This is a genomic window from Hymenobacter citatus, assembly GCF_014333615.1.
In the GTDB taxonomy this organism is placed as follows: Bacteria; Bacteroidota; Bacteroidia; order Cytophagales; family Hymenobacteraceae; genus Hymenobacter; species Hymenobacter citatus.
In genome coordinates this window covers 347,106-359,824 of the sequence record NZ_JACSCY010000001.1, presented here as the reverse complement: position 1 = coordinate 359,824, position 12,719 = coordinate 347,106, and the positions used below count along the sequence as shown (strand labels likewise).

Below are 12,719 nucleotides of genomic sequence, written 5' to 3'. Positions count from 1 at the left end.
GCCTGTATATTTGACCAAACTATTAGTACTATGTCAGCTCAACTACAACCTTATATTACTGTTGAGGAATATTTAGCCGCCGAGCGAGCTGCTAACCGTGATACAGACGGTAAGCACGAGTATTATCAAGGGGAAGTATACGCCATGAGCGGGGCTAGCCGACAACACAATTTACTCGTTACAAATTTAATCGTAGGATTAGATACACGCGTAGCAGACACCTGTAATGTATATCCTAGCGATATGCGTGTGCATGTAGCTAGCAACGGATTATATACGTATCCAGATGTGGTAGTAACCTGTGGTGACGAAGAGTTTCTACCAGATGCCTACCTCGACACCCTGCTCAATCCAGTGCTACTGGTTGAGGTCACATCTCGCTCCACTGCTCAGTATGATCAGGAGGGCAAATTTCTGCTCTACCGGAATATTGCCAACTTGCGGCATTACCTACTGGTAGACAGCCAACGGGTGCACATTCTCTGCATCACGCGGCTCGAAGGTGATACGTGGAACTTTCGGGAGTACAGGCAGCTGACGGATCAGGTCGATTTGACTGCCTTGCATCTCGAAGTTCCGGTTAGCGAAATCTACCGAAAAGTTCCTTTGCCGCCTGCTAACGGCGCTTTGTAACATTCTCCTTACCTTTCGCAAGAACTTCTAAACGCCCTGCGCCGTATCTTCGCCCTTGGGCGGCGCAAACAACTTGCTTCCTTTTTTTCACCTCTTTATCGCCCCTTACCACGGCCATGAGAACGTACGACGACTTCGACGACGACAACCTCGACGATGACGACGAGCTTGACAATTTTGCCAAATCCGGTGGCAGTAAAACCCGCGGCAGCGCCGAGGATAAGCTCTCTGCCAAATACTCCGACTACCTGATGTGGCGCGACACCGGCTCCTCGCACGACGAGGCCCTGGACTTGGCCAGCATGACGGAAGAAGAGTACGCCACGGCAGAAGCTGCCGATGACTCCAGCGACAGCAGCGGCTTCGGCAGCTTTGATGACGATCTGGATGATGACGACGATTTTGACGATGACGACAGCTATGGCAGCAGCAGCAAGCGCGGTAGCAAAGGTCGCTACGACGACGACGATTATTAGTGTGCTGATTTCTGATGTGTTGATGATTGATGCACTGGTTTTTATGTAGTCATCAGTTGCCCATTTAGCATAAAAAGGCCCGCGCTCTAACGAGCGCGGGCCTTTTTATGCTATCCCATCAGCACATCAACCATTAACTCTTACCAAATACACGCTTCAGCAGCTCGGTGGTGCGGGCTACGGGATTTTCGCGGATGTTGGCCTCTTCCTGCGCTACCAGCGTAAACAAGCCATCGATGGCCTTGCCGGTGGCGTACTGGTTGAGGTCGGTTTGCACGGGCGTCACCAGTGGAATTCTATTGTAGCGCGTGGTCAGGGCCGTGTAGTAGCGTGTGGCGTTCACCTTGTCTAGCGACTGTTGAATGATGGGCTGAAAGGCTGTGGTGAGCTGTGTAGTGGTCGTACGCTTGAGGTAGGAGGTAGCGGCGTCTTTCTCACCCGTCAGGATGCCCCACACGTCTTTGAACGTCAGACTCTTGATGGCGGCCAGAAAAATAGGCTTGGCACTTTTGGCCGCGTCTTCGGCACCTCGGTTCAGCGACAGTTCAAACTGATCTACCTGGCTACCCAGGCCAATGGTACGCAGTGTATTGGCTACGCGCTGGGCATCGGGAGGGAAAGGAATGCGAATGAGCTTGTTGAGGTAGAAGCCATCGGTTTGGGAAGCCTGATCGGTGCCTTTGCTGATGCCCTGCATCAGGGCTTGCTTGAGGCCTTCCGCCGCCTCAGTTTGGCTTACGGAACCGGTGGTGGAGGTAATGGTGGTTTTCTTGGTAGTAGGTAGTTTGATACCGCCAATTTTGGGCAGTTGGAATACCTGAGCCGAGGCCACGGTATTCAGACCTAGCAGCAAACCAGCAAGAAAGAGGGAGGAGCGAAGATTTTTCATAACTCAAAGCAGCGTTTCGCAGTTAGTGGAAGCGAATCTTTTCTTGAAAAGACACAAACCGGACCAAAAACCTTCGCCCCTCTCCCTCCCCACGCTATGCAACAGGTACCCAATGCGGAAATTATTACCATCGGCGACGAACTGCTCTACGGCCAGGTTATCGATACAAACTCGGCCTTTATGGGCCAGGAGTTGGGCAAGCTCGGCATCCGGGTGCGGCAGATTTCCAGCGTGTCGGACCGGGGCGCGGAGATTGTGCAGGCCCTGGACGCCGCCCGCGAGCGGGCCGATGTGATTCTGCTCACGGGTGGCCTTGGCCCCACCAAAGACGACCTCACCAAGCACGTACTCACCGAGTATTTTCGCTCAGAACTGGTATTGCACGAGCCTACTCTGCAACACGTAGAGGCCATCTTTGCCCGCTACAACCGGCCTATGTTGGAGGTGAACCGCCAGCAGGCCTACGTGCCGCGCGCGTGCGAGGTGGTGCCCAACCCTATGGGTACGGCGCCGGGCATGTGGTTTGAGGACCAGGGCACGGTGTTCGTGTCGATGCCGGGCGTGCCGTTTGAGATGAAGCGCATGATGACCGACACGGTATTGCCGCGCTTACAAGAGCATTTTCATACGGCGCCCATCGAGCACGTGGTGGTGCAAACGGTTGGGCTAGGCGAGTCGTTTCTGGCTCAGCAGATTGCTGATTGGGAAGACGCCCTACCCCCCAATGTGAAGCTGGCCTACCTCCCCTCACTCGGGGCCGTGCGCCTGCGCCTTACCGGCACCGACGACGGTCAGCCCGACCTGCGCGGCCGGATGCTGGCCCTACTCCCCGCCCTGCGCGAGCGGCTGGGCACGCATATTTTTGCCGAAGGTGAGGTGAAGCTGGAAGAAGCCGTAGGCCAACTCTTGCGTGAGCGGGGCCTCACAGTAGGTACTGCTGAAAGCTGCACCGGCGGCTATATCGCTCAGCGTCTCACCAGCGTGCCGGGTAGCTCGAGCTATTTTCAGGGTAGCATCGTAGCGTATGATAACGACATCAAAGTGAAAGCACTAGGCGTGAAGCCTGAAACCCTGGCAGCCCACGGCGCCGTGAGCGAAGCCACCGCCCGTGAAATGGCCGAAGGCCTGCGCCACCGCCTGGGCGTAGATGTAGCCGTGGCCGCCAGCGGCATTGCCGGCCCCGGTGGCGGCACCCCTGAAAAGCCGGTAGGCACCATCTGCATTGCCTACGCCGACGCCCACCAAACCGTCAGCCGCCAGCTCAGCTTTGATCGGGGCCGTCAACTCAACATTGAGTATACGAGTACGGCTGTGCTGAATCTGCTGCGCCTGAGCCTACCCCCAGTGGTGAAATAGTGAGGTATGAAATGGTGAGTTAGATGTATTAACGGCTCTATTAGGGCGGCTTACGCAGTCGAAACGTCAAACTCACCATTTCACCATCTCACCATTTCACTATTCCCTACCTTTGCGGCACTAATCCTCCCCCACCCTCAACTTCTCTATACCTCCCGCAACCTATGGCACGAGTGGAAATGACGATGCCCAAAATGGGCGAATCCATCATGGAAGGCACCGTTCTGAAATGGCTGAAGCAAGTAGGCGACACCATTGAACAGGACGAATCGGTGCTGGAAGTAGCTACTGATAAGGTAGATACGGAAGTACCCGCCCTTCATGCCGGCGTGCTGCAAGAAATTCTGGTGCAGGAGGGCGACGTGGTACCCGTGGGCGCACCTATTGCCATTGTGGAGACTGACGCGGCCAGCGCCACTGCCGGCACTCCAGCTGCGGCAGAATCTACTCCGCAGGCTTCTGCGCCCGATACCGATATATCTGACGACGAGCAGGAAGCCGCTGCTGCGGTGCCGCACGTGCCTCATGCTACGCCGCCTACTGGTTCTGCTCTTGCTTCTCCGGCCGCCGGCCGCTTCTATTCGCCGCTTGTGCTCAGCATTGCCCGCGAAGAAGGCATTTCCCTGGCCGACCTGGAACAGCTACCCGGGACCGGCGCTGAAGGCCGCGTTACGAAAAAAGATATTCTGGACTATGTAGCCGATGGCAAGAAGCCGTTGGCTGCGTCGTCAGCAACGCCATCGGCCGCTCCTACCCCTTCGGCTCAGGCAGAGGCCCCGGCAGCTCCCGTAGCACAGCCCGAAACCAAAGCCCCTGCTACCCCGCAACCCGCCGCCAAAACGGAGACAGCCAAACCGAAAGCGGAGGAGCAGAAAGCCAAGCCGGCACCCTCCGTAAGCGGCAACGACGAGCTGGTGGAAATGGACCGCATGCGCAAGATGATTGCGCAACGCATGGTAGACAGCAAACGAATTTCGCCGCACGTGACGAGCTTCGTAGAAGCAGATGTGACGGAGCTTGTGAACTGGCGCAATCAGCACAAAGACGCGTACAAGAAGCGCACGGGCGAGAACCTGACGTTCACGCCGCTCTTCATTCAGGCTATTGCCCGCGCCATTCAGGACTATCCAAACATCAACGTATCCGTTGACGGCGACTATATCATCAAGAAGCGCGACATCAACATTGGCGTGGCTGTGGCCCTACCTTCCGGCAACCTGATTGTGCCCGTGATTCATAACGCCGACCAACTGAACCTGAACGGCCTGAGCAAGCGCGTGAACGACCTGGCCAACCGTGCCCGTCAGAACAAGCTGAAGCCCGAGGACCTGGAAGGCGGCACCTACACCGTGAGCAACGTGGGCTCGTTCGGCAACGTGATGGGTACGCCCATCATCATGCAGCCGCAGGTGGCTATTATGGCCGTAGGCGCTATCAAGAAAAAACCGGCCGTGATTGAAACGCCCCAGGGCGATTTGATTGGGATTCGTCACTTCATGTTCCTCTCGCACAGCTACGACCACCGCGTGGTGGATGGCTCGCTGGGCGGCATGTTTGTGCGTAAGGTAGCCGACTACCTGGAGCAGTTCGACCCGAACACTACCCTCTAGCGCCGTATCTTCGCGCACTGGCTTCACATAAGCCCATCCAGCCGGATGGGCTTATCTTTTTGCTTATTTCTTCCAATGAAAAATTACCTTTTCCTGGCGGCTCTGCTCATCGCGTTAGGCCTCATCCTCTACCTATTCCGCCAGCTCACGGCCACCGAGGAATCCCTGAAACTGGCCGAAAAACGGTTTGCCGACTGTGAGCAGGTGACGTTTCAACTGCAAATGCAAAACCGTGGCGTAATGCCCCGCGGCCGGCAAGACGTCACGCGAGATACGTTGCAGTAAGTCATTCGTTGGTTAGTAGCGTCAGCATAAAAAAAGCGCCGTGTCATCCTGAGCTTGCGAAGGACCTTATCACGCTAGAACGAATCGTCGCTACGATGGTCGTTCTAGCGTGATAAGGTCCTTCGCAAGCTCAGGATGACACGGCGCTTTTGCTTACAACGGGCAACTGGCAACTAACCTACGCCCGCATGCCCAGCACTAGCAGCATAAAGGCATATTGCCGGGCGGTGTCGTGGAGGGACTTGAAGCGGCCGGAGGCGCCACCATGGCCGGCGGCCATGTCGGTGTGCAGGAGCAGCAGGTTATTGTCGGTTTTCAGGGTGCGGAGCTTGGCTACCCACTTAGCCGGCTCGAAATACTGCACCTGCGAGTCGTGCAGGCCGGTGGTGACGAGCATGTTGGGGTAGGCTTGCTTTTTCACGTTGTCGTAGGGCGAGTAGGACAGCATGTAGTCATAGTACTGCTGCTCGTTGGGGTTGCCCCACTGGTCGTACTCGCCGGTGGTCAGCGGAATGCTTTCGTCGAGCATGGTGGTCACCACGTCCACAAACGGCACGGCGGCAATGACGCCTTTGTAGAGGTCGGGGCGCATATTCACCACGGCGCCCATCAGCAGGCCGCCCGCCGAGCCGCCCATGGCAAACAGCTTCTGCGGGGAAGTGTATTTCTCTTTGATCAGGTATTCCGAGCAGTCAATGAAGTCCGTGAAGCTGTTCTTCTTGTGTAGCATTCGGCCGTTTTCGAACCACTCCCTACCCATCTCCTGCCCGCCCCGGATGTGGCAAAGCACGTAGGCAAAGCCCCGATCCAGCAGGCTTAGGCGGGCCGCCGAAAAGCCAGGATCCTGGGAATAGCCGTAGGAACCGTAGGCGTACTGTAGTAGCGGCGCGTTGCCATCCTTCTTAAAGCCTTTTTTATAGACGATGGAAATCGGCACCATCGCGCCGTCGCGGGCTTTCACGAAGGTGCGCTCCGTCACGTAGTCTTCCTTCTTGAAGCTGCCGACCACTTCCTGCTGCTTGAGCAGGGTGGTTTTGCCTGTTGCCATGTTGTAGTCGTAGGTAGAGGGCGGCGTGGTGAGCGAGGTGTAGTTGTAGCGCAGTATCGGCGTGTCCAGTTCCGGATTGACGCCAATGGTAGCGGTATAGGCCGGCTCACTGAAAGCTATATAGTTCCGCTTGCCATCCTTCAGCCCCATAACAAGCAGCTGGCGCAGGCCTTCTTTGCGCTCATTCACCACGAGATAGTCCCGAAACACATCAAAGGCGTCGATAAAGGCATCTTTGCGGGCTGGAATGACGTCTTTCCACGCGGTTTTGGCGGTGTTGCTCACCGGCGTCGCCATCAGGCGGTAGTTGGGTGCCTCCCAGTTGGTGCGCACGTAGAACTTGTCGGCCAGGTGCTCTACGTCGTAGAGGTGGTCTTTCTCGCGGGGTAGGAACGTCTTGAACTCGCCGGTGGGTGCGGTGGCATCCAAGTAGCGGAACTCGTTGGAAAGCGAGCTGCCCAGCACCAGGAAAATGTATTTCTTGGACTTCGAGCGTCCTACCCCTAGATTGAAGGTATTGTCCTTTTCCTCGTAGATCAGCTTGTCCTGCTTGGGGTCGGTGCCGAGGGTGTGGCGGTAGAGCTGGTAGGGTAGCAGCGTGGTCACGTCCTTTTTGGCGTAGAACACGGTTTTGTTGTCGGCGGCCCACACGGCGTTGCCGCTGGTGTTCGGAATGGCTTCAGGGTAGGCCTTACCCGTTTTCAAGTCCTTGAAACGCAGGGTATACAGGCGGCGGCTCACGGTATCGACACCGTAGGCCATCAGTTGGTTGTTGTCGCTGACTTCATAGCCACCCACCGCAAAATAGCTCTTGCCTTTGCCCATTTCGTTGGCGTTCAGCAACACTTCTTCCGGCGCTTTCAGGTCGCCCTTCTTGCGGCAGTAGATGGGGTACTCGCCGCCTTTTTCGTAGCGGGTGTAGTAGTAATAGCCGTTGTCGCGGTAGGGTACCGACTCGTCTTGCTCCTTGATGCGGCCTTTCATTTCCTGGTAGAATTTCTCCTCCAGGTCTTTCACCGGCGCCATCACCTTGTCGAAGTAGGCGTTTTCGGCATCGAGGTAACTGATTACCTGCGGGTTGGTGCGCTCGTTCAGCCAGTAGTAGTTGTCGGTGCGCGCGTTGTTGCCCATCTTCAGCTCTTTGGGCTTCACAGCAGCTATCGGTGGCTTAGGCGCCTGCTGCGCCTCGGCACCGGCAGCCATAGCTAGCGCACTGAACAGAATAGTAGATTTTTTCATGGTAGTGGAAGGGTAGGGTTCGGTAAGAAAGATACAACTGCTCAGTGAAGATTGCGCTGATTGATACAGCATAAAACAGAACGTCATTTCGACCAGCGGGAGAAATCTCGCGTGCTGATGATAGATACTATCTGTCGTCAGCACGCGAGATTTCTCCCGCTGGTCGAAATGACGTTCTGTTAGCTTTTCTCTGCTCTTTACAGCGCCGAAAGGCTCTGCTCCAGCGCCGTAATCTTGGCTTCGGCGTCGGCTAACTTCTGCCGCTCGCGCTCCACTAGATCAGCTTTGGCGTTCTGCACAAACTTCTCGTTCGCCAGCTTTTTCAGCACTGAATCACGGAAGCCTTGCGCGTATTCCAATTCCTTAGATAGTCGCTCCTTCTCGGCGCCGAGGTCAATCTGACCTTCCAGTGGTACAAAGAACTCCGCCCCACCCGATACAAAGCCTACCGCCGCAGCCGGCGCAGCGTCTACTACGTTAATTTCCGTTAGCGCACCCAGCTTGCGCAGAATGCCGTCGTAGTCCTGCAACAGCTGCGTGTCGTCGGTTTTAGCGGCCAGGGTCAGCGGCTTGTTCGGACCCAACCCCTTCTGGTTACGGATGTTGCGAATGCCAGCCACAATATCCAACGCCTTGTCCATACGGGCCAGCAATTCGGTGGCGCCGGCCACGGGCTGCGGCTTGGGCCAAGCGGCCACGCAGAGGTAGTCGTTGTCGGTGCGCTCGGCCAGCTCGTGCCAGATTTCCTCCGTGATGAAGGGCATGAACGGGTGCAGCAGCTTCAGCAGGGTTTCGAGGTAGGCGGTGGTGTGGCGCAGCGTTTCGGCGTCGATGGGGGCCTGGTAGGCGGGCTTCACCATTTCCAGGTACACCGAGCAGAAGTCGTCCCACACCAGCTTATACACCGTCATCAAGGCATCCGACATCCGAAATTTCTCGAAGTGCTCGTCCAACTCGGCTAGTGTGGCTTGCAGCTTCGCCCCGAACCACTCCACGGCTTTTCCATTGGCAAAGGGTAGGGCGGCGTCTACCTCCCAGCCCTGGGTGAGGCGGAAAGCGTTCCAGAGCTTGTTGGTGAAGTTGCGGCCCTGCTCTACTAGCTTCACATCGTAGAGCAAGTCGTTGCCGGCCGGCGAAGAGAACAGCATGCCGGTGCGCACACCGTCGGCGCCGTACTGAGCAATAAGATCGAGCGGGTCGGGCGAGTTGCCGAGGCTTTTGCTCATCTTCCTACCCTGCGCGTCGCGCACGATGCCGGTGAGGTAGACGTTGCGGAACGGCACCTCCTTGCGGTATTCCAGGCCAGCCATAATCATGCGGGCCACCCAGAAAAACAGGATTTCGGGCGCCGTCACGAGGTCGTCGGTGGGGTAGAAATAGTTGATATCGGCGTTGTCGGGGTCCTTGAAACCGTCAAATACCGAAATCGGCCACAGCCACGACGAAAACCAGGTATCCAGTACGTCTTCGTCCTGGCGCAGGTCGCTGGCTTCCAGGTTTTGGTTGCCGCTTTGTTCGCGGGCCAGTTTCAGGGCTTCTTCCTCGTTGAGCGCTACCACAAACGAGCCATCAGGCAGGTAGTAGGCCGGAATACGCTGCCCCCACCACAACTGCCGCGAAATGCACCAGTCGCGCACGTTCTCCATCCACGCCCGGTACATGTTCTTGAACTTGGGCGGGTGCAGCTTGATTTCGTCGTTTTCGACTACCTCCAGCGCCTTTTTGGCCATGTGGTCCATCTTGCAGAACCATTGCAACGACAGGCGCGGCTCAATCACGGCGCCGGTGCGCTCCGAGGTTTGCAACACGCTGGCGTACTCCTCTACCTTGTCGAGCAGGCCGGCTTCTTCCAGGTCCTTCACGATGTTGCGGCGCGCGGCAAAGCGGTCCTGGCCCACGTACAGCTGCGCTTTTTCGTTGAGCGTACCGTCGTTGTTCAGGATATCGATAACGGGCAGGTTGTGCTTCAGGCCCAGCTCGTAGTCGTTCAGGTCGTGCGCGGGCGTCACCTTCAGCGCACCCGTGCCGAAGTCGATGCTCACGTACTCATCGCTAATCACCGGAATGTCGCGCCCCAGCAGCGGAATCCGCACCCGCTGCCCAATCAGGTGCTGGTAGCGCGGGTCGTTGGGGTTTACGGCCACAGCCACGTCGGCCATTATGGTTTCCGGGCGGGAGGTGGCGACGGTTAGGTAGTTGTTAGTTGTTAGTTGTTGGTTGTCAGACTCACCCTGAGCACTAACAACTGACAACTGCTCACTAATAACTACTTCATACCGCAAATGGTACATCTTGGCCATCGTGTCCTTCGGAATTACTTCCTCGTCACTGAGCGCGGTGCCTCCTTTGGGGTCCCAGTTCACCATGCGGATGCCGCGGTAGATCTGGCCTTTGCGGTACAAGTCCACGAACACGCGCAGCACGGCGTCGGTCAGCTCGGGCTCCATGGTGAAGCGTGTGCGGTCCCAGTCGCAGCTGGCGCCTAGCTTTTTGAGCTGCTCCAGGATGATGCCGCCGTATTTTTCCTTCCAGTCCCAGGCGTGGGTCAGAAACTCCTCGCGGGTCAGGTCTTTCTTATTAATGCCTTTCTCTTGCAACAGCGCCACTACCTTGGCCTCGGTGGCAATGCTGGCGTGGTCGGTGCCGGGCACCCAGCACGCCTCCTTGCCCTGCATGCGCGCCCGGCGCACCAGCACGTCCTGAATGGTATTGTTGAGCATGTGGCCCATGTGCAGCACGCCCGTTACGTTGGGCGGCGGAATCACGACGGAGTAGGCGGGTTTGCGCGGGTTGGGCTTGGCGTGGAAAAAGCCTTTTTCCTGCCAGCGCTGGTACCATTTGGCTTCAACGTCGGCGGGAGAGTAGGTTTTGGCGATAGACATCGACGGGAGAATCTAGTTGAAAGAGCAAAAATAGGGATTTGGACTGAGGGACCGGGTAGATGGGGAGCGTGAGAAATATCTGTCATCCTGAGCGCAGCGAAGGACCTTCTCACGTTGGCACGATAGGCGCAACAACGACTCGTCTTTGCGTTCATCGTTCTTGCGTGAGAAGGTCCTTCGCTGCGCTCAGGATGACACTATTCCCCATCAACCCAACCCCACAAAAAAGCCTACCCCTTGGCAGAGGCAGGCTTCTGAGGGACAAGAAGTTGGCTTACGCTTCGGCGTGCAGCCACTCCTTCTTTTTCAGGAGCGCGTCCTCCGTTTCGCGGTAGTCGGGGTCGTCTACGCAGCAGTCTACGGGGCACACGGCGGCGCACTGGGGTTCCTCGTGGAAGCCCACACACTCAGTGCACTTATCGGACACGATGTAATAGTATTCGTCGGAAATCGGGGTTTGCGGGGCCACGCCCGATACCACGGTACCGCCGTCCATTTCCACTTCTTTCAGGGCCGTTCCGTCGGCCCAACGCCACTGGGCGCCGCCTTCGTAAATGGCATTGTTGGGGCATTCCGGTTCGCAGGCACCACAATTGATGCACTCGTCGGTTATCATGATGGACATAGCCGTCTATATTTTTATGCTGAGGTAACGTCGTTGCTTACGTAAAAAGCCCCGCGAACGTAACGCGGGTCGACAAAAATAGAAACTAACTCGCAGTGCGCGTAATTTTAAGCGTTGAATGTTGACCTGAGACGGGTTTACACCTCCTGCCTTCACTCAAACTTCAGCCTTCCACTCCATCTTTCCTGTATGAATCATTCTGACCGCCTGGCGGCCTTTGTGGCCCTGGGCCAGCGTTTGCAGAACCTATCCGAAGACGAACTAGCTAGTTTGGGTGCCCGTGCCCGCAACCAGAACAACTGGTTTACGCCTACCAATGTGGCGTATGCTATCCAAGGCATTGCTGAGCTACTGGCCGAGGAACCGCTGCGCCAATGGGCCGGCCGCTACCCCGCCGAGCCGGAGCAGCCCCGCCAGATTGGCGTGGTCATGGCCGGCAACATTCCGCTGGTGGGCTTTCACGATCTGCTATGCGTGCTGCTCAGTGGCCACGTGCTACTCGCCAAACCCAGCGCCGACGACACCGTGCTCATGACCTGGATTGCCACCGAGCTGGTGAAAATTGAGCCGCGCTTTGAGGAAATGATCCGCTTTGTGCCGCGCCTGAACGCGGCCGACGCGTTCATCGCTACTGGCTCCGACAATACCGGGCGCTACTTCGAGTATTACTTCGGCAAGAAGCCCAACCTGATCCGCCGTAATCGTACCAGTCTGGCTATTCTCACGGGGCGCGAGTCGGAACACGATTTGGGCTTGCTCGGCGAGGATATTTTTCGCTACTACGGCTTGGGCTGCCGCAACGTGAGCAAATTGTACGTGCCGGTGGGCTTCTCCTTCCCTACCCTGCTCGACGCGCTGCAACCCTGGCATCACATTCTCGACCATCACAAATACCAGAACAACTACGACTACAACAAGAGCATTTTGCTGGTGAACGGTGTGCCGCACTACGATAATGGTTTCCTGCTGCTCACCGAAAGCCCGCAGCTGGTGTCGCCCATCTCGGTGGTGCACTACGAGGGCTACCAGCACGAGGTAGACCTGGTGGAGCGCCTGACCACGGTGGCCGATCAAACGCAGTGTTTGGTGTCGGCGGGCGGGCAGTATCCGGGCAGCTTTGCCTTTGGGCGGGCCCAGCACCCGCAGGTGTGGGACTACGCCGACGGCATCGACACGATGAAATTTCTAGCGCAGTTTTAATGGAAGTATAATTCCGTTTTAATACGCTTCAAATCACTACGAGCGTTCTTTACCTACTTTGTCACCCTACCCCTTTTAGCTTTTCACCCTATGCCCTTCACACCTTCGACAGACACAGCTGAAATCATTGAGAAAGAAGCTATTCCTAGTCTGCACTTTCCTACCGAAGATGTTCTTACCGACCCGTTGGACCGCCAGCGCCGCCAGCACGATGCCGACCGCGCCACGGCCCTCGGCAACAACTACCAGGGTAAAGTCGACATCTATTTCCGTACGTCCGATTACATCACCCGCCGCGTGCACACCAGTATCTGGGCGTGTCATGACAACAGCCTTACGCTGAAAGCTGGTGTATCCCTACCCTTGAAAGCCGTGCTGGGGTTCGATTTTTATTAAGAGTAAGCCTAACAGGAAAAAGCGTCTGTCATCCTGAGCTTGCGAAGGACCTTCTCACGGTAGAACGATAATCGCACTAA

General features: G+C 56.7%; 11 protein-coding genes. 7 read left to right on the top strand and 4 right to left on the bottom strand.

The window, feature by feature from the left end:
- Nucleotides 1-30 precede the first annotated feature (30 nt).
- Together H8B15_RS01475 and H8B15_RS01470 are read left to right on the top strand one after the other, a co-directional pair.
- Nucleotides 31-633 (top strand): Uma2 family endonuclease, encoded by a 603-nt coding sequence (locus H8B15_RS01475; RefSeq protein WP_187317877.1) that lies wholly within the window; start codon nt 31-33, stop codon nt 631-633.
- 116 nt (nt 634-749) lie between these two features.
- Nucleotides 750-1,109, top strand: coding sequence for a hypothetical protein (locus H8B15_RS01470; RefSeq protein WP_187317876.1), 360 nt, complete (start codon nt 750-752; stop codon nt 1,107-1,109).
- Between the two features lie 133 nt (nt 1,110-1,242).
- Here the strand turns inward: H8B15_RS01470 and H8B15_RS01465 are convergent, their stop codons facing one another.
- Nucleotides 1,243-1,998 (bottom strand): DUF4197 domain-containing protein, encoded by a 756-nt coding sequence (locus tag H8B15_RS01465; RefSeq protein WP_187317875.1) that lies wholly within the window; start codon nt 1,996-1,998, stop codon nt 1,243-1,245.
- A gap of 96 nt (nt 1,999-2,094) precedes the next feature.
- Here H8B15_RS01465 and H8B15_RS01460 point away from each other — a divergent pair, with 96 nt between their 5' ends.
- The 3 genes from H8B15_RS01460 (at nt 2,095) to H8B15_RS01450 (ending at nt 5,249) form a co-directional block, all read left to right on the top strand.
- Nucleotides 2,095-3,354 (top strand): competence/damage-inducible protein A, encoded by a 1,260-nt coding sequence (locus H8B15_RS01460; protein ID WP_187317874.1) that lies wholly within the window; start codon nt 2,095-2,097, stop codon nt 3,352-3,354.
- A 164-nt stretch (nt 3,355-3,518) separates the two neighbouring features.
- A complete protein-coding gene (locus tag H8B15_RS01455) occupies nt 3,519-4,964 on the top strand; it encodes a dihydrolipoamide acetyltransferase family protein (protein ID WP_187317873.1) in 1,446 nt (481 codons plus the stop codon).
- 75 nt (nt 4,965-5,039) lie between these two features.
- Nucleotides 5,040-5,249: a hypothetical protein gene (locus H8B15_RS01450; protein ID WP_187317872.1), complete on the top strand. Its 210-nt coding sequence runs from the start codon at nt 5,040-5,042 to the stop codon at nt 5,247-5,249.
- Between the two features lie 178 nt (nt 5,250-5,427).
- Here H8B15_RS01450 and H8B15_RS01445 read toward each other — a convergent pair whose 3' ends face one another.
- From H8B15_RS01445 to H8B15_RS01435, 3 genes are all read right to left on the bottom strand, one after another.
- Nucleotides 5,428-7,536: a S9 family peptidase gene (locus tag H8B15_RS01445; RefSeq protein ID WP_187317871.1), complete on the bottom strand. Its 2,109-nt coding sequence runs from the start codon at nt 7,534-7,536 to the stop codon at nt 5,428-5,430.
- Between the two features lie 197 nt (nt 7,537-7,733).
- Complete coding sequence (locus H8B15_RS01440) at nt 7,734-10,418, bottom strand: valine--tRNA ligase (protein ID WP_187317870.1); 2,685 nt, start codon at nt 10,416-10,418, stop codon at nt 7,734-7,736.
- A 274-nt stretch (nt 10,419-10,692) separates the two neighbouring features.
- Entirely contained in the window at nt 10,693-11,043 is a 351-nt protein-coding gene (locus H8B15_RS01435) for a 4Fe-4S dicluster domain-containing protein (protein ID WP_187317869.1), read from the bottom strand.
- A 189-nt stretch (nt 11,044-11,232) separates the two neighbouring features.
- Here H8B15_RS01435 and H8B15_RS01430 point away from each other — a divergent pair, with 189 nt between their 5' ends.
- On the top strand, nt 11,233-12,243 hold the full coding sequence (locus H8B15_RS01430) for an acyl-CoA reductase (protein WP_187317868.1): 1,011 nt from the start codon (nt 11,233-11,235) through the stop codon (nt 12,241-12,243).
- A gap of 90 nt (nt 12,244-12,333) precedes the next feature.
- Nucleotides 12,334-12,639, top strand: coding sequence for a hypothetical protein (locus H8B15_RS01425; protein ID WP_187317867.1), 306 nt, complete (start codon nt 12,334-12,336; stop codon nt 12,637-12,639).
- Nucleotides 12,640-12,719 lie beyond the last annotated feature (80 nt).